Origin of the sequence: Nocardioides panacisoli, from assembly GCF_019448235.1 — a bacterium.
GTDB lineage: Bacteria > Actinomycetota > Actinomycetes > Propionibacteriales > Nocardioidaceae > Nocardioides > Nocardioides panacisoli_A.
In genome coordinates this window covers 145934-164386 of sequence record NZ_CP080409.1, presented here as the reverse complement: position 1 = coordinate 164386, position 18453 = coordinate 145934, and the positions used below count along the sequence as shown (strand labels likewise).

General features: G+C 69.8%; 19 protein-coding genes and 1 other RNA gene. 5 read left to right on the top strand and 15 right to left on the bottom strand.

All coding sequences use genetic code 11. From position 1 onward, the window contains the following. Positions 1-15: 15 nt before the first annotated feature. On the bottom strand, positions 16-1179 hold the full coding sequence (locus KUV85_RS00815) for a glycerophosphodiester phosphodiesterase (protein ID WP_219961328.1): 1164 nt from the start codon (positions 1177-1179) through the stop codon (positions 16-18). A gap of 347 nt (positions 1180-1526) precedes the next feature. Here KUV85_RS00815 and KUV85_RS00810 point away from each other — a divergent pair, with 347 nt between their 5' ends. Both KUV85_RS00810 and KUV85_RS00805 read left to right on the top strand, forming a co-directional pair. Next, positions 1527-2180: an NAD(P)H-binding protein gene (locus tag KUV85_RS00810; protein ID WP_219961327.1), complete on the top strand. Its 654-nt coding sequence runs from the start codon at positions 1527-1529 to the stop codon at positions 2178-2180. After that, the gene (locus tag KUV85_RS00805) at positions 2177-2845 is read left to right on the top strand and encodes an SDR family NAD(P)-dependent oxidoreductase (protein ID WP_219961326.1); all 669 of its coding nucleotides are present in this window, start codon (positions 2177-2179) and stop codon (positions 2843-2845) included. Before KUV85_RS00810 ends, KUV85_RS00805 begins: the two co-directional genes overlap by 4 nt. An 80-nt stretch (positions 2846-2925) precedes the next feature. Here the strand turns inward: KUV85_RS00805 and ssrA are convergent. From ssrA to ftsE, 5 genes are all read right to left on the bottom strand, one after another. After that, positions 2926-3300, bottom strand: a transfer-messenger RNA (tmRNA) gene (gene ssrA, locus KUV85_RS00800). 69 nt (positions 3301-3369) lie between these two features. Next, positions 3370-3879, bottom strand: coding sequence for an SsrA-binding protein SmpB (smpB, locus tag KUV85_RS00795; RefSeq protein ID WP_219961325.1), 510 nt, complete (start codon positions 3877-3879; stop codon positions 3370-3372). A 23-nt stretch (positions 3880-3902) separates the two neighbouring features. Further along, positions 3903-5114 carry a peptidoglycan DD-metalloendopeptidase family protein gene (locus tag KUV85_RS00790; RefSeq protein ID WP_219961324.1) on the bottom strand — a complete coding sequence of 404 codons (1212 nt, stop codon included), beginning with the start codon at positions 5112-5114 and terminating at the stop codon, positions 3903-3905. A 146-nt stretch (positions 5115-5260) separates the two neighbouring features. Then, positions 5261-6196: a permease-like cell division protein FtsX gene (gene ftsX, locus KUV85_RS00785; RefSeq protein ID WP_219961323.1), complete on the bottom strand. Its 936-nt coding sequence runs from the start codon at positions 6194-6196 to the stop codon at positions 5261-5263. 30 nt (positions 6197-6226) lie between these two features. Continuing rightward, a complete protein-coding gene (gene ftsE / locus KUV85_RS00780; protein ID WP_237690171.1) occupies positions 6227-6910 on the bottom strand; it encodes a cell division ATP-binding protein FtsE in 684 nt (227 codons plus the stop codon). Between the two features lie 80 nt (positions 6911-6990). Between ftsE and KUV85_RS00775 the strand changes: the two genes are divergently transcribed. After that, positions 6991-7602: a hypothetical protein gene (locus tag KUV85_RS00775; RefSeq protein ID WP_219961321.1), complete on the top strand. Its 612-nt coding sequence runs from the start codon at positions 6991-6993 to the stop codon at positions 7600-7602. A gap of 13 nt (positions 7603-7615) precedes the next feature. Here the strand turns inward: KUV85_RS00775 and prfB are convergent, their stop codons facing one another. The 8 genes from prfB to KUV85_RS00735 all read right to left on the bottom strand — a co-directional run bounded on the left by prfB (position 7616) and on the right by KUV85_RS00735 (position 13030). After that, positions 7616-8731: a peptide chain release factor 2 gene (prfB, locus tag KUV85_RS00770; protein WP_219961320.1), complete on the bottom strand. Its 1116-nt coding sequence runs from the start codon at positions 8729-8731 to the stop codon at positions 7616-7618. 61 nt (positions 8732-8792) lie between these two features. Further along, on the bottom strand, positions 8793-9236 hold the full coding sequence (locus tag KUV85_RS00765) for a pilus assembly protein TadG-related protein (protein WP_219961319.1): 444 nt from the start codon (positions 9234-9236) through the stop codon (positions 8793-8795). An 8-nt stretch (positions 9237-9244) separates the two neighbouring features. After that, positions 9245-9685, bottom strand: coding sequence for a hypothetical protein (locus KUV85_RS00760; protein WP_219961318.1), 441 nt, complete (start codon positions 9683-9685; stop codon positions 9245-9247). Continuing rightward, positions 9682-10080, bottom strand: a complete 399-nt coding sequence (locus tag KUV85_RS00755) for a TadE family protein (RefSeq protein WP_219961317.1) — start codon at positions 10078-10080, stop codon at positions 9682-9684. Before KUV85_RS00755 ends, KUV85_RS00760 begins: the two co-directional genes overlap by 4 nt. After that, entirely contained in the window at positions 10077-10271 is a 195-nt protein-coding gene (locus KUV85_RS00750; protein WP_219961316.1) for a hypothetical protein, read from the bottom strand. The genes KUV85_RS00755 and KUV85_RS00750 overlap by 4 nt, the downstream gene beginning before the upstream one ends. Positions 10272-10283: 12 nt before the next feature. Next, on the bottom strand, positions 10284-11213 hold the full coding sequence (locus tag KUV85_RS00745; protein WP_219961315.1) for a type II secretion system F family protein: 930 nt from the start codon (positions 11211-11213) through the stop codon (positions 10284-10286). Then, positions 11210-12076 (bottom strand): type II secretion system F family protein, encoded by an 867-nt coding sequence (locus tag KUV85_RS00740; protein WP_219961314.1) that lies wholly within the window; start codon positions 12074-12076, stop codon positions 11210-11212. The genes KUV85_RS00745 and KUV85_RS00740 overlap by 4 nt, the downstream gene beginning before the upstream one ends. 3 nt (positions 12077-12079) lie before the next feature. Further along, the gene (locus tag KUV85_RS00735; RefSeq protein ID WP_219961313.1) at positions 12080-13030 is read right to left on the bottom strand and encodes a CpaF family protein; all 951 of its coding nucleotides are present in this window, start codon (positions 13028-13030) and stop codon (positions 12080-12082) included. A 38-nt stretch (positions 13031-13068) separates the two neighbouring features. On the opposite strand from KUV85_RS00735, the gene KUV85_RS00730 reads away from it, so the two are divergent. After that, the gene (locus KUV85_RS00730; RefSeq protein ID WP_219961312.1) at positions 13069-14526 is read left to right on the top strand and encodes a recombinase family protein; all 1458 of its coding nucleotides are present in this window, start codon (positions 13069-13071) and stop codon (positions 14524-14526) included. A 1258-nt stretch (positions 14527-15784) separates the two neighbouring features. On the opposite strand, the gene KUV85_RS00725 is transcribed toward KUV85_RS00730, so the two are convergent. After that, a complete protein-coding gene (locus KUV85_RS00725) occupies positions 15785-15991 on the bottom strand; it encodes a hypothetical protein (protein ID WP_219961311.1) in 207 nt (68 codons plus the stop codon). 1473 nt (positions 15992-17464) lie between these two features. Between KUV85_RS00725 and KUV85_RS00720 the strand changes: the two genes are divergently transcribed. Then, positions 17465-18394 (top strand): hypothetical protein, encoded by a 930-nt coding sequence (locus KUV85_RS00720; RefSeq protein ID WP_219961310.1) that lies wholly within the window; start codon positions 17465-17467, stop codon positions 18392-18394. Positions 18395-18453: the final 59 nt, after the last annotated feature.

Genomic DNA, 18453 nt, shown 5'->3' with positions numbered 1-18453 from the left:
CGATCGGTGTCGGGTTCAGTCCAGCCAGTCGTCGCGTGCGGCGACGGCGAGGTCCGGGTGGTCGGAGAACACCGCGTCCACGCCGAGGTCGAGCAGGTCGGTGATCTCGGCCGCGAGGTCGCCGAACTCGTTCGGGCCGCCGTCGCTGCGGTAGTCGGCGGGCATGAACTGGTTCTCCGCACGCAGCGTGTAGACGACCACGAGCAGCCCGGCGCGGTGCGCGTCGGCGACCAGTCCGCTCGGCTCGCCCACCGTGCCGTGGGCCGTGCGGGGCAGCACCTGGCTCTTCTCCGGGGCGAGCCAGTCGGCGTACTTCGAGACGGCCCTGAGGCCGGCACGGGTGCGCATGTCGGCGTAGGTGAGGCCGGTCCCCGCGGCGACCTGGTCGTACGGCGCTCCGCTGCCCAGGAGCTGGGCGATCGGCAGCCGCGTCATGCGGTCCAGCTCGCGCAGGTTGGTGACCTCGAAGGACTGCAGCACCACCGGGTCCTTCTTCGTGCGCAGGCCGTGCGCGTGCAGCGTCGCGACCAGTGGCTCCTCCGGCGACAGCCCGAGGCGGTCGAAGTAGGTCGGGTGCTTGGTCTCGGGCGCGAGGCCGACGACGCGGCCGGTCTCGGCCTCGACGCGCTGGACGAGGTCGAGGACCTCCTCGAAGGTGGGCACCTGGAAGCGGCCGTCGTACGCCGCGCTGTCGGGACGGACTCCCGGCAGCCGCTCCACCGCACGCAGCGTCTTGAGCTCGGCCAGGGTGAAGTCCTCGGTGAACCAGCCGGTGACCGAGCGGCCGTCGATGGTCTTGGTGGTGCGGCGGTCGGCGAACTCGGGGCGGTCGGCGACGTCGGTGGTGCCTCCGATCTCGTTCTCGTGGCGTGCGACCAGCACGCCGTCCTTGGTGGGGACGAGGTCGGGCTCGATGTGGTCGGCGCCCATCTCGATGGCGAGCTCGTACGCCGCGAGCGTGTGCTCGGGCCGGTAGCCGGAGGCCCCGCGGTGGGCGATGACCAGCGGGTCGCCGTGTCCGGCGTGCGCCCGGCCGGTGGTGCTCGGGTCGGCGTGGGCCGGGGTGGTGCCGACCAGGACGGGGGTGGCGAGGAGGGCCGCGAGTGCGGTGAGCCCGGCGAGGATGCGGGCGCGGCGGGGTCGGTGGAGGGCAGGGGCGGGGGTCCGAGAAGTGGTCACCGGGCGAGCACAGCGGATCGACGTGACCTCTCGGCGACCTCGCCGTGAACTCACGTCGCCCGTGCTCCTGGCCGTCAGTGGCGCGGGATGGAGACGGTGGCGACCCGTCGTCGGCGCTTGCGGCGGCGGCGGAAGAGCACGCTGAGCCGTCGGGTCTCGCGGCGGTGGCTGGTGGCGGGTCGGGCGCCCATGGCGGTCCCCCAGGGGGTGTCGGTGCGGCCCGAGCCGCGCGGGAGCAGCGGTGTGACGTGGCACACCACGATCCCCCGATCAAACCATCACCGGCGCCGGAGCGACAGGGGCAACGGGCCGACCGGGTGCTTTCCGGCGCCTCGTAGATTGGGGGCGTGCGTATCGCGATCGTCGGCGGTCACGGAAAGATCGCCCTGCAGTTGCATCCGTTGTTGGCCGCGGCCGGGCACACCCCGGTCGCCCTGGTCCGCAGTGCCGAGTACCGCGCCGAGCTCGAGGAGCTCGGCGCCGAGGCGCGGCTGCTGGACCTCGAGCAGGAGGAGGCCCCGGCGTACGCCGCCGCCTTCGGAGGCTGCGAGGCCGTGGTGTTCACCGCCGGCGCGGGCGCGGACGGCAACAAGGACCGCAAGCAGACCGTGGACCTCGAGGGCTCGCTGAAGTCGATGGACGGCGCCCACCTGGCCGGGATCCGTCGCTTCGTGCAGGTCTCGGCGATCAACGTCGACCAGCCCGTGCCCGAGGACGCGGGCGAGGTGTGGGCGGCGTACGTCGCCGCCAAGCGTGACGCGGACATCGCCGTACGACGCAGCGACCTGGACTGGACGATCATCCGGCCCGGACGCCTCACCGACGAGCCCGGCACCGGCAGGGTGGCGCTGGGTCCCGACGTGGAGCGGGCCGAGGTGCCGCGTGCCGACGTGGCCGCGGTGCTGGCAGCGGTGCTCGAGGACGACCGGACCATCCACCACCAGTGGAACCTGGTCTCGGGCGAGGACACGATCACCGACGCGATCGCTGCCCGGGCGTGACGCGCCGGGTCCTCGTCACCGAGGCCGGGGAGTTCCTCGGGCCCGGGGTGGTGCCGCGCTTCCGTGCGGAGGGTGAGGACGTGGTCGCGCTCGAGGAGCCGCTGCGCTCGCGCGAGGAGGCGCACGCCGTGGTCGCCGAGCACGGCCCCTTCGACGTGGTGGTGGCCAACCTCGAGGTCCCGATCACCGTCGCACCCGCCGCCGAGCACGACGACGCGACCCTGCGGCAGCTCTTCGAACGACTGGTGCACCCGCTGTTCTGGTTGGTGGATGCGTGCGTGCCCGCGATGCGCGACGCCGGCGGGGGCGCGATCGTCGTCCCGACCTCGGCGACCGCACTGCGCGCGGCGGGCAACCCGATCACGGGCTACCAGACGGCCCGCGCCGCGCAGGTCGCCTTCGTGGAGGGCGTCGCCCGCGAGCTGGCCCCCGACGGGATCCGGGTCAACGGGATCGCCCCGAACTACATCGAGAACCCCTCCTACTTCCCGCCCGAGACGGTCGCCGACCCGGACTTCCGGGCTGCGGTACGCCGGGACGTGCCCGCCCGGCGGCTGGGGCGACCCGAGGAGGCCGCGGCCGCGGTGTGGTGGCTCGCCTCCCCCGAGGCGTCCTACGTCCACGGGGCGATCATCCCGACCGACGGTGGCTGGCGCCTGGGCTGAGCAGCCCCGGACCGCGCGCCTCGGCGCCCCCGGCACGACGAAGCGGCGTGACCCCGGTCGGGGCACGCCGCTTCGTTGGTTGGTGGAGCTGGCGGGAATCGAACCCGCGTCCTCGGGCACTGACCCAGGTCTTCTCCGAGCGCAGTCCGTGATCACCGTGTTGCTCGGTCCCGGCGCTCGCACGGACACGTCGCCGACGGACCACAGCCGGGAGTTAGTCCCGGATCACCCTCCCGGCGGGAGTGATCCAGCAAGTCTCCTAGTCGACGCCAGGTTCAGGGACGGAGACGGATGCCCTGACTGACGCTTCGATCACCGCAATCAGGCGGCGAGAGCGAAGGAACTGCGCTTGGAATCGGCAGTTATTGGTTCCCAGCGATCGTTTACGAGATGACGCTGGCTCCTCGGCTCGCTTCACCTGGGACAAGCGTCCCCAGTCGAAACCGATCAGCCCCTCTTGAGTTGTGAAGAACACTCTAGTGGTCCCAACGAGCCGGAGCACGTCGGTATTCCGGCACGGTGGGTCAGTCCATGCCCTTGAGGTGACGGCCCAGCTCGGCCTGCTTCTCCCGGTCGGCCTCGCGCTTGGCGATCGTCTGGCGCTTGTCCCAGGTCTGCTTGCCCTTGGCCAGGCCGAGCTCGATCTTGGCGCGTCCCTTGACGAAGTACAGCGAGAGCGGCACCACCGTGAAGCCCTTGGCGTTGACGTGGCGCTCGATCTTGTCGATCTCCAGCCGGTGCAGCAGCAGCTTGCGCTTGCGGCGGGCGGCGTGGTTCGTCCACGTGCCCTGGCTGTACTCGGGGATGTGGACGTTGTGCAGCCACGCCTCCCCGCGCTCGATGTCGACGAAGCCGTCGGCGAGCGACGCGCGACCCATCCGCAGCGACTTCACCTCGGTGCCCTGCAGCACCAGGCCGGCCTCGTAGGTGTCGGAGATGTGGAAGTCGTGGCGCGCCCTGCGGTTGGACGCGATCATCTGCCGCCCGTCCCCCGTGTCCTGGGGCGCGCGCTTCTTGCCCGACTTCTTGGCCATGCCCGGCATTCTCCCAGCCAGGCTCAGAGATAGCCCATCGGGTCGACCGGCTTGCCGTTGCGCAGCACCGTGAAGTGGAGGTGGCAGCCCGTGGACCAGCCCGTGGTCCCGACGCGACCGACGACGTCGCCGCGGGCGAACGTCGCACCGGCGCTGGCGCGGAGACCCCGCATGTGGTTGTAGACCAGCGTGATCCGGTTGCCGTTGACCCGTCCGATGTCCAGGTAGAGGCGGTAGCCGTAGACCTGGTCGTAGTAGGCGTGGACGACCTTGCCGTCCGAGCCGGCGTAAAGCGGGGAGCCACAGCTGGCGGCGAAGTCCGTGCCGTTGTGCAGGCCGCGGTAGCCGTAGATCGGGTGGGTCCGATAGCCGAACGGCGAGCTGATCGCACCGTTGCTGGGCCGGCGGAGGTAGCCGTCGGGGTTGCCGCGGAAGCGACCGTTGGCGCCACGGGCGGCGAGGATCTTGCGGCGGATCGAGCGCTCGCGCTTCTGCAGGCGCTGCAGGGCGATCCGGTCGTGGTTGCGGGCCGTCTCGGCCCACTTGCGAGCCTTGGCGGTGGAGGTCACCAGGGAGCGGACGCGCTTCTTGACCGTGGCGGCCTCGCCCACGAGGTCACGCTTGCGGCTGACGAGCCGGTCGGCCTGCCGCTTCTTCGACGCGACCGCGTTGCGCGCCTGCTTCACCTGCTGCTTGCGCTCGGTCATCGCCTCCTCGGCGGCCTCGAGGTCCTCCAGGGAGCGGAACTGGGTGTTGACGACCAGCTCGCCGGCGGTGCGCTTGATCATCAGCTCCTCGAGCGAGCCGCTGTCGAGCATCGACGTGAGCGCCTCCACGCGGGGGTCGCCGTCGGTGGCGAGGTCGGTGACCGTCGTACGGACCTCCCCGCGCTGCACGCTGACCTCCTCGCGTGCCTGCTCCAGCTCCGCGGAGACCTGCTCCAGCCGCTGCTCGGCCTGCCGGAGCTGGGCGGTCACGCGGTCGGACTTCGCACGGGCCTGGTGCAGCTGCGTCCGGACGTTGTCCAGTCGTGACCGGGAGGCCCTGAGCCGCCCCTCGGCCTTGCTGAGCTTGCCGTTGAGGCGCTGGACCTTCTTGCTCGAGCGGTGCAGGTCGTGCTCCGCGCCCTCGATCTTCTTCTCGACCTTGTTCTTCCAGCGCTCGAGGTCATCGTCGTCGTCGGCCAACGCCGCCGGCACCACGAACAGGGCACTGGCGACGACGAGGGCGAGCAACGACGGGAGATGTCGCGAACGTATGCGGGTGCGAAGGGTGTGGGTCAGCCCTTCGGCGCTGGGGAAGGAGCGCACGGGGTCAACTTTCGGTGTTCGGGACACAGCGGTCCGGGGAAGAGGAACCACTCGACGGTAACCGCCGGGCATCACACTCTGGTGTATTTCCTCGCCAACAGGAGTGTCGGGATCAGGGTCAGCGCGGGCGCGATCAGGGCGATGCCGGGCGGCCAGGTGCCGATGAGCACCTGGACGTAGTCGTCCCACCCCACCCAGGGCAGGAACCCGAGGGCTTCGGCGAGGCCGTCCATGATTGCCAGCTTGAGGAAGGCTGCGAGCGCGAGCGCGGCCAGTCCCGCCCCCACCACCGCGGCGACGAGCGCCTCCAGCAGGAAGGGCAGCGCGATGTAGAGCGTCGAGGCGCCGACCAGGCGCATGATCTCGATCTCGCGGCGCCGCGCGATCGCGGCGAGACGGATGGTGTTGGCCACCAGCAGCAGCGCGGCGACCAGCAGGACGCCGGCGCCGGCCCAGGAGCCGATCTCGAGGGAGTCGATGATCCCGAAGATCTTGCGCAGCTCGTCGCGTGGGTCCTGCACGCCGCTGACCCCGTCCAGGCCGCGGACGGCACTGGTGACGCCGTCGGCCTCCGACGGGTCCTCGAGGGTGACCCAGTACGCCGCGGGCCAGTCCTCCTCGCTGATCACCGGGTCCTCGCCCTCGAAGACCTCGGGGGGATAGCTCTCCTTGGCCTTGGCGAAGCCCTCCGCCTTGGTCTGGAACTCATACGTCGCGACCTCGGAGGACTCCTCCAGTGCCCGCTCGACCTCGGTGCGCTGGGGGTCGGTGACCTCTCCCCCGGCGCAGTTCGCGTTGCCCGAGGGGTCGTCGACGGTGCACAGGTTGACCATGATCTGGAGCTGGTCGCCCAGCACCTCCGCGGTGCGGTCCGCCTGCCGCTGCAGCAGCAGTCCGCCGCCCGCGAGGGCGAGGGACACGAACAGCGTCAGCACGACGGCGACGTTCATGGACAGGTTGCGGCGCAGGCCCTGGCGCAACTCACTGAAGACGTAACGCAACTGCATCGGTCTACCTCGGAATTCCTCTCGCGCCGCTCAGACGGCGTACCCGCCGGCGGCGTCGTCGCGCTGCACGCGGCCGTGGACCAGCTCCACGACGCGCTTGCGGTTGCGGTCCACCAGGGCGTTGTCGTGGGTCGCCATCACGATCGTCGTGCCGCGACCGTTGATCTCCTCCAGCAGGTGCATGATCTCCTGCGAGGTGCTCGGGTCCAGGTTGCCGGTGGGCTCGTCGGCGATGAGGATCATCGGGCCGTTGACGAAGGCGCGCGCGATCGCGACGCGCTGCTGCTCACCACCGGACAGCTCATCGGGCATCCGGCCGCCCTTGTCGCCCAGACCCACCAGCTCGAGCGTCTCGGGGACGGCGTGCTTGATCTCGCGCTTGGACTTGCCGATGACCTGCTGGGCGAAGGCGACGTTCTCGGAGACGGTCTTGTTGGCCAGCAGCCGGTAGTCCTGGAACACGGTGCCGATCTGGCGCCGCAGCCGCGGCACCTTCCACCCGGCCATGCGGTTGATCTCCTTGCCGGCGACGTAGATGCGGCCCTCGCTGGGGCGCACCTCGCGCAGCACCATCGCCAGGGCGGTCGACTTGCCCGAGCCGGACTGGCCGACGAGGTAGACGAACTCCCCCTTGTCGATGTCCACCGTCACCCGGTCCAGGGCGGGATGGTCACCGCCGGGGTAGAGCTTGGTGACTTTCTCGAAGCGGATCACCGGGCTGACGGTACGTGACCGAACCCAACCGACACAGGAGGCGAACGTGTGAGCCATCGCGCACCGCCTACAGTGCAGGCGTGCGTCACCCCCTCCATGCCGTCCTCGCCGCCATCGGGGCGACGGCGGTGCTCGTGGGCACCGGAGTGTGGCTGACCGACGAACCCGCCCCGGCCCCGCCGCCGGCGTACGAGCCGACGCTGCTGGAGGACGTCGACACCAGCACCATCGCGATCACCCGGGGGCCGTTCTGCGACCTGCTCGCCGAGGAGCCGGTGACCGAGGTGCTCGGCGGCGAGGTCAGCGACCGGACGGTGTGGGTCGACGGTGACGAGTTGCCCGGGGTGGGCGTGGTGCACGAGTACGGCTGCCAGCTGCGGACCGAGGACGGTCCGGAGGCGCGGGCGTGGGTGCTCGCTCCCCCGGTGACGCCGGCGCGTGGCCGGGAGCTCGCCGAGGCGGCGACCGCGGAGTCGAACTGCGAGGCGCGGGGCGACGCGCCGGCGTACGGCGCCCCGAGCGTGGCGCTGGTGTGCGAGGGCCCGAACCGGACCTTCGCCTCCTACCGGGGGCTGTTCGGCGACGCGTGGCTGTCGTGCACGCTGGCGCTGCCGAACAGCGAGCCGCGGCAGGCGCTGCTGGAGCGGGCCGGCACGTGGTGCGTGGCGGTCGCGGAGGCGGCGCGGACCTGAGCGGCCCGGGCGGTCAGTTCTGCTCGGCGTCGGCGCCGCGGCGCCAGCGGATGCCGGCCTCGAGGAAGTCGTCGATGCCGCCGTCGAACACGGCCTGGGTGTTGCCGACCTCGTGGCCGGTGCGCAGGTCCTTGACCACCTGGTAGGGGTGCAGCACGTAGTTGCGCATCTGGTCGCCCCAGCTGGCGGCGACGTCGCCCTTGAGCTCCTTGAGGTGCGCCTCCTCCTCGGCCCGCTTCATCGCGAGCAGCTTGGCCTTGAGGATGACCATGGCGCTGGCCTTGTTCTGGATCTGGCTCTTCTCGTTCTGGCAGCTGACGACCGTGCCGGTGGGGATGTGGGTCAGCCGGACCGCGGAGTCGGTGGTGTTGACGCTCTGGCCGCCGGGGCCCGAGGAGCGGTAGACGTCGACCTTGAGGTCCTCGTCGGCGATCTCGACGTCGTCGGTCTGCTCCAGCAGGGGGACGACCTCGACGGCGGCGAAGCTGGTCTGGCGGCGGCCCTGGTTGTCGAACGGGCTGATGCGCACCAGCCGGTGGGTGCCGGCCTCGACCGAGAGCGTGCCGTAGGCGTACGGCGCATGGACGGCGAAGGTGGCCGACTTCAGGCCGGCCTCCTCGGCGTAGGAGGTGTCGAAGACCTCGACCTTGTAGCCGTTCTGGTCGGACCAGCGGACATACATCCGCATCAGCATCTCGGCGAAGTCGGCGGCGTCGACGCCGCCGGCGCCGGAGCGGATGGTCACCAGGGCCTCGCGCTCGTCGTACTCGCCGTTGAGGAGGGTGCGGACCTCGAGGGTGTCCACGGCCTTGCGGAGCTTGGCGAGCTCGGAGTCGGCCTCGGCGCGGGCGTCGGCGTCGTTCTCCTCGGCGGCGAGCTCGACGAGCACGCTCAGGTCGTCGACCCGCTCCTTGAGGGCGTTGAACCGGTCGAGCTGGCCCTGCAGCATCGAGAGCCGACCTGTGACGCGCGTGGCGTTGGCCTGGTCGTCCCACAGGTCGGGGGCGGCCGCCTGCTCGCCGAGGTCGTCGATCTCGCGCTGCATCGCGGCCGGGTCGAGCACCTGCTCGACCGTGCGGATGGTCGCGGAGAGCTCGCTGATTGCGGAGTCGAAGTCGGTGGCTGCCACAAGTGCCAAGGTTACGACCTCGGTCGGCGTGCGCCGAACCCCGGCAGGCCCTGCGCCGTGCTCAGTCGACCTCGGGGCGTACGACGGCCGATCCGGTGGAGGTGACCGTGGTGTCGATCGCGCCCCCGGGCAGCTGCAACGGCAGGTCCGCGGGGGCGGTGACACGGACGACGATGCGGTCCGCGCTGACCGAGACGGTGTAGGTCAGGCCGGGGTGGTCGCGGCGTGCGCCGACCTCACGCAGGTAGGTCCGGACGGCCGCGTGCGCCTCGGCGCGACTGAGGGCGAGGTCGCCCTCGTCCAGGCCGCCGGAGTAGACCTCCTCCCCCTGCGCAGCCAGGTCGGCGCCGCGCAGCGCCGCACCGTCGGCGAGGGAGTCCAGGCTCTGCCGCTTGAGATAGGCAGCACTCGCGTCGACCACGACCACCACCAGCATGAGGATCACGAACGCGAACCCGACGATGATCACGCTGGCCTGGCCGCGGTCGGAGGACGACCGACTCATCGGCCGCCTCACGGCGCGACCTCCCGGTACTGGCCGATCGGGACGGTGTGCGTCGCGTCCAGGGCGAACCGCGGCTGCCCCATGCCGAAGAGGTCCGGCAGCAGTGGCAGGTGCACGCTGGTCGCGACCCGGACCGTGATGACCGACGTGCCGCTGTGGCACCGGCGCGGGAACGGCGTACAGCTCACCTGCACCGACAGCGGCACGTCCTGGTGTCCTTGGTCGGCCAGCGCCTGGCGGGCGGCCGCCTCCGCTCGCTGCTCCCCCACCGCGTCCGACGGCGCAAGGGCGTAGGCACGGCCCGCAGCGCGGGCCGCGGCGCTGGTGCCGAACGCACCGCTCTGCACATCGAAGACGGACACCACGACCCACAGCAGCGGGACGAGGAGCAGCACCGTCAGCCACGTCATCTCCACCACGGCAGTGCCCCGGTCGTCGCGGCGCCTCACGGCTGCTCCGCCACCGCGTGGCCCGCGACGGAGAACGACACCCCGGGCCCACCCAGGCCCAACGCCGGGACGGTGGCACGCACGCGCACCTCGACCCCCGGTCGGCCGTCCACCAGCGCCAACCGGCCAGAGACCCGCGAGGCGAACTCGCCACCGATCGCGTCGCGGATCTGTCGACGGGTGTACGCCGCGCCGTCGATCGCCGTGCGGTCGGCCGTGGCGCCGTACCTCGCTCCCTCCGAGGCCGCGGCCGCCAGGGTGCTGCGGACGTGGAGCACCAGCCCGACCTGGATGATGCCGAGCACGATCGGGAGCAGCAGCACCACGACGAGCACGAAGTCGACGACGGCGGCGCCCCTCTCGCGCCCGCGCCGCGGGCCGTGCCGGGACGTCACTGCACGGAGTTGAGCGCGGAGCGGAGCATCTGGCGCAGCTCCGTCTCGGCGATGGTCCAGATCCCGGCGACGAGCGCCACGGTCATCACGGTCACCAGCACCCAGCCGGGGACGTCTCCGCGGTCATCGCGGTCGAACCGCGCCGAGAGGGCGGTCCACCACCCCAGCAGGGTGAGCAGTATCGGGTTCATCGGGTTCCTTCCTCATGGTGTGGTCAGGGAGAGGCCCACCAGCCCGGGCCAGAAGGCGAAGATCACGGTCACCGGGAGCACGAGGAACACGACGGGGACCATCATGAAGATCTCCCGGCGCGACCCCTGCTCGATGAGCTCGCGGCGACCCGACTCCCGCACGTCGGCTGCCTGGGCGTGCAGGACGTCGGCGAGGGGCGTGCCGCGCTCGAGGGCGACGGCGAGCCCGTGGGCGAAGCGCGCCACCACCGGCACCCCGGTCGTCGCGGCCAACTCGTCGAAGGCGTCGGCCACCGGTTGCCCGGTCCGGACGGCGGCGAGCACGCGGGACAGGTCCGCCGACAGTGCGCCACCGCTGCGGCGGACGACTCGGTCGAGGGCCGCGACCGGACCCTCGCCGGCCGCCACCGCGAGTGCGAGCAGCTCGGCGAGGATCGGGAACTCGGCGAGCACGGCCCGCTCGCGCTGCTTGACCTGAGCGGTGAGTCGGTTGTCGCGCCACAACACGCCGAGCACGAACCCCACCAGGGCCAGCACGACCATGGGCACCGGATTGGTCGCCGCGGTCCAGGTGCGCAGCACGCCGTACGCCGCGGTGACGGAGAAGCCAACCAGCCCCCACTGCACCTGCTCGACACGGAAGTCGTGGACGGTGCGGTCGATGCCCGCGCGGGCGAGGCGGCGGCGTACCGACGGGGCACCGCCGAGGACCCGCTCGACCCCGTCAGCGGCCCGGCGCAGCAGCGGGCCGAAAACCGCACCGACCACGCCGGCCGACGGGGCCGCCACGGGCGCCGGCGCCACCGGCGCCAGGTCCCGAACGTAGGGCAGGACCCGGGCCTCCAGCGGAGCGCGGCGCAGCACGAGGACCCGCGCCACCACCAGGAGGAGACCGCTCCCCAGCAGTCCCCCGAGCACGCCGCCCCAGATCGCGAGACTCATGCCGGCCCGCCGTGCAGCACCCGACGCTCGGCCGGGAGGCGACCGATCCGCATCATCACGCGGTAGGCGACAACACACGCGATCGCGCCTCCGGCGAGAATCAGGGCGCCGGTCGCCGACCGGTAGCGGGTGACGACGTCGGTCTGGAAACTCATCAGCAACAACGTCAGCCACGGCGCGGCCACAGCCAGGCGTGCACCGTTGACCGCCCACGACTGCCGGGCCTCGAGCTCGGACCGGGTGCGGAGGTCCTCCCGCAGGTAGCCCGACAGGTTGCGCAGGAGTCGGCCCAGCTCGCCGCCACCCACGTCGCGCGCGACGCGGAGTCCCTCGATCACCCGGTCCCCGACGGGGTCGGCCAGCCGGACCTTGAGCCGATCGAGGCTCTCACCGAAGCGGCCGGAGAGCTGGTAGTCCAGCGCGAAGGCGGCGAAGGCGGGTTGCAGGGACTCCGGGCCACGGTCTGCGAGCGCCGCGACGGCATCAGGCAGCGACATGCCCGCCCGGACCGCGCTGGCCAGGTCGTCGACCGCTTCGGGCCACACCTCCGCGAACTCCCGGCGACGACGTCGTACACGACCGGAGACGACCGCCACGGGGAGGTACGCCGCGAGTGCTCCCACGACCATCGCGATCGGAGCGGTGCGTGAGACGACCAGCGCCACGAGGGCGGCGCCGAGACCGGCAACGAGACTCAGCAGCGCCAAGGATCGCGGGGAGACGGTGCTCATGCCGGCCTCCTCGAGGAGACGGGCCCACCGGCCCGGCCGCCCCGCCGAGGTGCGCTGGACCGACGGCCAGGCGAACGCCGAGAAGATCAGCAGCGCCCCCAACCCGAAGCCGAGCCCGACCAGTGCGCCCATCGCTCACGCCCCCTGCAACAGGCGGTGGACGTCGATGCCCGCGCGTTCGAAGTTCTCCAGCCGCGGCGGCATGCCCAGGCCGCGACGGAGGCGACCGTCGACCAGCTCGAAGATCGGCGTGGTCTCGATGATGTCGGACTCGCTGCGCCCCGGCACGGCCACGATCTCGGTCACCCGGCGCTGGCCCTTGGTGCTGACCTCCAGGTGGACCACGAGATCCACCGCGGAGGCGACCGTGGGGACGACGAAACGGGCCGAGATGTTCTCACCGGCCAGGAGCGGCAGCGTGCAGGCCTTGGTGAGGGCCTCCCGGGCGCTGTTGGCGTGGATGGTGCAGAGCCCCGGCAGACCGCTGTTCAACGCCAGGAGCAGGTCGAGGGCCTCCTCGGCACGCACCTCACCCACGATGAGTCGACTGGGGCGCATGCGGAGCGCTTCCTTGATCAGGTCGCGCAGCCGGACCTCGCCGGTGCCCTCCAGTCCCTCCTGGCGGGTCTGCATCGCCACCCAGTCCGGGTGCGCGAACTGGATCTCGAAGACCTCCTCCGCACTCACCACCCGCTCGCCCCCGGGGATCGCGGCGGCCATGCAATTGAGCAGGGTCGTCTTGCCCGCCTGGGTCCCGCCGGCGATGAGGACGTTGAGGCCCGCCCGCATCGACGCCTCCAGGAAGCGCGCCGCCTCCAGCGGCATGCTGCCCAGCTCGACCAGTTCGGAGAGCTGGTGGGCGCGGACGACGTACTTGCGGATGTTGACGGCCGTGAAGCCGTGGGTGATGCCCTGCAGCACCACGTGGAGGCGGTGGCCGCCGGGCAGCATCGCATCGACGAACGGGCGCGACAGGTCGATGCGCCGACCGGTCGTCTTCAGCATCCGTTCGACCAGCTCGGTCACCTGCGACTCGGTGAGGACGAGGTTCGTCAGCTCGTGGCGACCGTCGCGGGCGACGAACACCCGGTCGGGGTCAAGTGTTCACTAGTAGTCTCTTGCACATGAGAGCCGGGATCTATGTGCGGATCAGCAGCGACACGGACGGCACTGGGCTCGGTGTCGCTCGGCAACGCACCGACTGCGAGGCGTTGGCAGCCCGCCTAGGTTGGCATGTCCAGCACGTGTACGAGGACAACGACGTAAGCGCAACCAGCGGAAGGGAGCGACCGGCGTACGCACGAATGGTTCGTGACATCGAGCGCGGGCAGATCGAAGCCGTCATAGTCTGGGATGTTGACCGGCTCACACGCACGCCGCGAGAGCTAGAGGACGTCATCGACTGGGCCGAGCGGCAAGGCCTGAGGCTGGCGAGCGTCGGCGGTGACATTGACCTCGCGACCGAGCAAGGCAGGATGCTCGCAAGAATGAAGGGCACGGTGGCCCGATACGAGGTCGAGCAATCCTCACGCAGACTCAGAGCCAAGCATGCCGAGCTGGCCTCAGCCGGACGGCATGTCGGTCCCAGGCCATTCGGCTGGGATTTCGTGGACACCGACGGGCAGAAGAACCTACGGGTGAACCAAGCCGAAGCCGCAGTCATCCGCGAGTGCGTGAGGCGCCTCCTCGCGGGCGAGGGGCTATGGAAGATCCGCAACGACCTGAACGACCGAGGAATAACCACCGCGACCGGTGGGCCGTGGCAGACACAGACGTTGCGACGGATGCTCCTGAGATGGCGCAACTGTGGCGTGCGATCCCATCGCGGCCGGGAGGTCGGACCGGGCCAATGGGCGCAGATCATCGACCGAGAGACGCACGAGAGGGTCATAGCGACCCTGACCGATCCGGCACGCCGGGCGAACAACCGCGGGACAGCGATCCGCTATCTCCTGACGGGCATCGCGCTGTGTGGCGAGTGCGACCGGCCCGTTGTAGGAACCAACGAGTTCACATACAAGGTGAAGGGATACAAGCGGAAGAACGCGACCGAAGCGCCCACGAAACTCCGTGTTTACCCGCACTCATACAAGTGCCCTCACGCCGGTTGCATGAAGGTGCAGCGTCGCATGTCCGACGTTGACGAGGTTGTCGAGAGTGTCGTAATCGACCTCCTAGAGCGGAACGGCGTCAAGATGTTGGGTGGCGACCCGGCCGCAGCTGAGGAGGCGCGCACCCGAATCAAGGAGCTGAGGGCCAAGCTCGACCTAGCCGCCGATCAGTTCAGCAACGACCTCATCGACGGCGAGCAGTTGACGCGGATCACCGCTAGAGTCCGCCCCGAGCTGGAGGCCGAGAGGGCACGCCTACACAGGTCAGAGCCGGACGACGATCTGTCAGAGTTCACCGGCGACACGGCCCGGCAGGCATGGAAGCGCGCCGACGTTGAGAGAAAACGCCGCGTGCTCCGCGCGCTTTCTGACCGCCTCAAGATGAAGATTGCTATCGATCGGATAGGCCCCGGCAATGGCGCGGAGTTCAACCCCGAGTCTGTGCCGATCACGTTCGGAGACGAGTCGTGACGGCCCATAGGTCCCCGCAACCCGATCCGGCAGTCACGTTTTCCCTCACCGTCTACTGCGACCACAAGATCTATTGCGACGACCACAAGACGTACTGCGACCACGCAGCGAAACAGCGTGCCCCATACACCGTCATTACGTTTCGCTACGGCACCACGGCCACCGGGGAGCTCAGATGGTGGTCATCCCCTGGTCGTGGCCGATACGAACTCACCGATCCCGGCCGCAAGCTGTTTATCAGTCGGGACGACCCGCGCCAACGCGGGTTTCACCCAATCCACACGCTGCCGAGCATTGAGCGTCACGCCGGGGCGCTGCCCGACGTACCTCACCCCGACACGTACCGAGTGGGATACGTCCTTGAGTGCGACCGCCTGGACGGATTCCTAGACGACGGGCAACTACTACAGCGCCGAGCGCGGCGGCACTCGGACCTGCTTCTAGGGCCAAGGACACCGGAACACCTTCCCCATGAGGGCAGGTGCGGACTTGGACGTCAGACACTTCTCGCGGAGGAAGCTCTAATCCCGATCCTTGACATGGCGCGGGCCGCGAACGTGCCGAGCCTCCCCCTGCTACGGATTCACGAAGAGTACAAACGGCGACGCGCAGCTGAGCGCAGTTGAGAGAGCGCGGCCACGAGCAACGACCCGCGCAGCCGCAGCCCAGCAGCAGCTGGCCGAGCAGCCGTGCCCAGGAGCGTCCTCGACGCGCTCGACCCGCGCAGCAGCGCGCCCAAGAGTCACCTCATCGTGCCCAGCAGCGAACTCAGCGTCGGAAACGCCCCAACTCAGTGTTGGGGCGGCGTGAGGAGAATGCGGTACTCCTGGCGTCGTCCTGGGCGTGCTCGGGTCGCGCGCTCAATGAGTCCATGACGCTGCAACTCGGCGACTTTCCGACGTACAAACTCAGTGTCGCTCCGGTACTTCTTGCAAGGAGCGCACCGGCAGTTGCCGCCCGAGCCGCAGGTGTCGGGTACCGCGCCGCGCATCGTCTCAATGAGTGGGTCCCACCCTGCCCAGTAGAGCGCCGCCGGCTTGCCGTCTCGCGGTGTGTCGAGCGCGGTGTGCGCCATCTTGACGAGGATCAAGAGCGCGTGAACGCTGAGGTGCTTGCCTGGGTCGCTGGCTCGCTGGTCCCAAACTGCGCGCACAAGGTTAGCGCCCATCGGTCGCCCCTGCCGATAGACTCCTGGTGTCGTTGCCACACGACTTTGAGCGCCGCTCGGAGGATCGCGCCGGGCGGCGTTCGCTCGCCCTCACTGACTAGCTCCACGCAAGATGCTGGCGATCTCGTCGCGCTGGTCGTCAGTGAGCGGCGGAGCACTGTCGACAACCCGGCGTACGTAAGCCTTCAGTCGAGCCGCGCGAAGGTTGCGCTTGGCCTCGATGAGTTCGGGATCGTCAGGCTTGCGGGATCGGGAAAGTGAGGCAACGCGGGCGTGTTCACGAGCAATCGTGGACATTGGTCGGAGCTCCTAAGGCATGACGAAGCCTTGTGTCCGATTCCCGCTGAGAGGAACGAACGAAACTCACGACGACCAATCCGGCGCCGGTACCGGGCGCACCACCCCAATCACTGGGCAGCCCGCGCGCTGAGCATATGAGGCGGGGTCGCTCCACTCGACACAGGGGGTCGGCGTGTCGTTGGTCGGGATTCTCGCTCCTGAGTGGGTTGGGGCGTTGCCCAACGCTGGGTTGGGGCGTTGCCCAACGCTGGGTTGGGGCGTTGCCCAACGCTGAGTTGGGGCGTTGCCCAACGCTGAGTTGGGGCCGAGGACCACACTTCAGGAGGAACAGAGGAACAACCTGAGGATCGCGGCGCGCGCTCGCTTCGCATCACGCTCGCTCGCTCGCTTCGCTCAACTCATCATCATTTCGTGCAAGCTCGCACGCAACCTTGCGTTGCACTCCTTCCCGCACGCACGCATGCATCGTTACGTGACGTACCGCGCGAGGGTCGAAGCGAGCGAATCTGCGCGGAACGTACGTGCCTGCGAATGATGATGATGCAACTAGAAGCAGCACACACCCGAGCAGCGCACCCAGGAGCGCCCCGCGCGACGTGCCCGGACAGCGTGCGCAGCAGCCGCAGCAGCAACGGCGCGACGGGCCGAGCAGCCGCCCGAACGGCGTGCTCGACCTGCCCGGGCAGCGCGCCCAGGAGTCATCAGCGCTCGACACCGGGCAGCGTTGCCCAAGAGCACCCGCGCTGAGCGCACCGGAGCAGCTGGCCGGGCAGTGCACCCCGATCCGCGTGCCCAGCAGCGTGCATGCCGTGCACGCCCTCGCGGCCGAGGAGCATGCTCTCAGGAGTGAACCGGCGCGGCTGGCCGGGCAGCGCACACGGGCAGGGTGTCGAGCAGCTGGCCGACCGTGCTGCACCCGGTCGAGCAGCTGACCCGGCCGCGTTCGCAGTGCTCACCCTCGACGCGGAGCAACGCCACCGGTGCGGGCAGGGTGCACGGCGGCCGAACGGTCACACCCGGGAACACCCGCCGTGCCCACCGTCGAGCAGCTGACCCGGCCGCGTTCGCCGTCGAGCAGCTGGCCCAGCAGCACGCCCAGGAGTCTCCCCAAAAGGAGTCACGCCGGAGAACGTCCAGGGAGTGACGGGCCGAGCAGTGCCACCAAGCGACGTGCTCGACGTCCTCCGCCCTCGGCACCTAGCAACGCCACCCGCGCGGGCAGGGTGCACGGCGGCCGAACGGTCACCGCCGGGAACGCCCGCCTTGCCCACCGTCGATCAGCTGCCCCGAGCTGCTTGATCGACGTGCCCGTCTCCCGCGCCGAAGCAGCTGGCCGAGCGGGTCGAGCAGCTGGCTGAGCAACACGCCAAGGAGCGTGCCAAGAGGGTCCCGAGCAGCGTGTCCAATGGCGCGCTTCCTCGCCAAGCAGCTGATCACACATAGGGTCCACAGGTAGGAGGTGGGCATCAGGTGATGGAAGAGGCTCGGGCGCGTCACGACGCCGAGGCGTGGTTCAGCGGCAGGGATACCGACGTACTGATCTACCGGCTGAACCGCCGGCCCCTAACCAGTGACCCGCAGCTCTTCAGGCGCCCCCCGCTGCTGGAACACGTGGAACAGGTGCTCGCTGGCGGTCACACCGCTCTTACGGGCCGACAGTTCCAACGCAAGTGGGCAACGGGTGACCGCGAGCGCGGCGACGACTTCATGACCGGACTCCTCGGTTGGGACAGGCAAGGTCCGGAGGAACCGGAGCACACCTACGACGAGACCAACGACCATTGGCAAACCGAACGTAGGCGGCGCAAGACCTCAGCGGTGGCTCCATTCGCGGTCCTGGTTGACGGGCACTACTTGGGGGTGATGCGCCACTCCAGCTTCACGCCTCAGAACGTCGCCAGCGCTATGGAGTCGCTGCTCAACTTCGGCGAGTCCACGAGGAGGATTCCGACCACCGAGTGGGCAGTGGAGCCAGTCGGCGATGAATCCCAGTTTCTTGACTGGCTCGGATCGCTGGATCGCCTAACGGAGGTGAGGTTCGTTTTCCGGCAGCCGAACCCGGATGCTGAGGAACTTTTCGCGCGGCTGGATCAGCGGATCACTTCCATGGGGGCTGACCAGATCGAGCAGCGGATCACGGCGAAAGGGGAAGAGGCCAGCTTGGACGTCGAGGCGGTGGCGAATGACGACACCAACCGAGCCTTCCTAGCTGCGGCCATGGCGGCCTTCGGTTATGTCCTCGGTAGGGGCTACCGTCACGGTAAGAGGGCGACCTTCAACCAGAAGGAAGCAATCGCCCGGGAGCGAGTGGACCCGCTCAGCAGCGATTGGCAGCAGGCGAGAGATGCCGTGCTAGGTGCACTCAGAAGAGCGGCGGGGAGGCGACAAGACCGTGGGTAGTCTGCGACGCCGTGCAGGTTTCTGGGCAGCGGTAGGGCGTCAAGACCTCCGCGTCCTCG

Coding starts and splice junctions, on each gene's coding strand:
- KUV85_RS00725 (WP_219961311.1), bottom strand. CDS start 15,991: ATGTCCACGATTGCTCGTGAACACGCCCGCGTTGCCTCACTTTCCCGA.
- KUV85_RS00730 (WP_219961312.1), top strand. CDS start 13,069: ATGAGAGCCGGGATCTATGTGCGGATCAGCAGCGACACGGACGGCACT.
- KUV85_RS00745 (WP_219961315.1), bottom strand. CDS start 11,213: ATGAGTCTCGCGATCTGGGGCGGCGTGCTCGGGGGACTGCTGGGGAGC.
- KUV85_RS00750 (WP_219961316.1), bottom strand. CDS start 10,271: ATGAACCCGATACTGCTCACCCTGCTGGGGTGGTGGACCGCCCTCTCG.
- ftsX (WP_219961323.1), bottom strand. CDS start 6,196: ATGCAGTTGCGTTACGTCTTCAGTGAGTTGCGCCAGGGCCTGCGCCGC.
- KUV85_RS00765 (WP_219961319.1), bottom strand. CDS start 9,236: ATGAGTCGGTCGTCCTCCGACCGCGGCCAGGCCAGCGTGATCATCGTC.
- smpB (WP_219961325.1), bottom strand. CDS start 3,879: ATGGCCAAGAAGTCGGGCAAGAAGCGCGCGCCCCAGGACACGGGGGAC.
- KUV85_RS00740 (WP_219961314.1), bottom strand. CDS start 12,076: ATGGGCGCACTGGTCGGGCTCGGCTTCGGGTTGGGGGCGCTGCTGATC.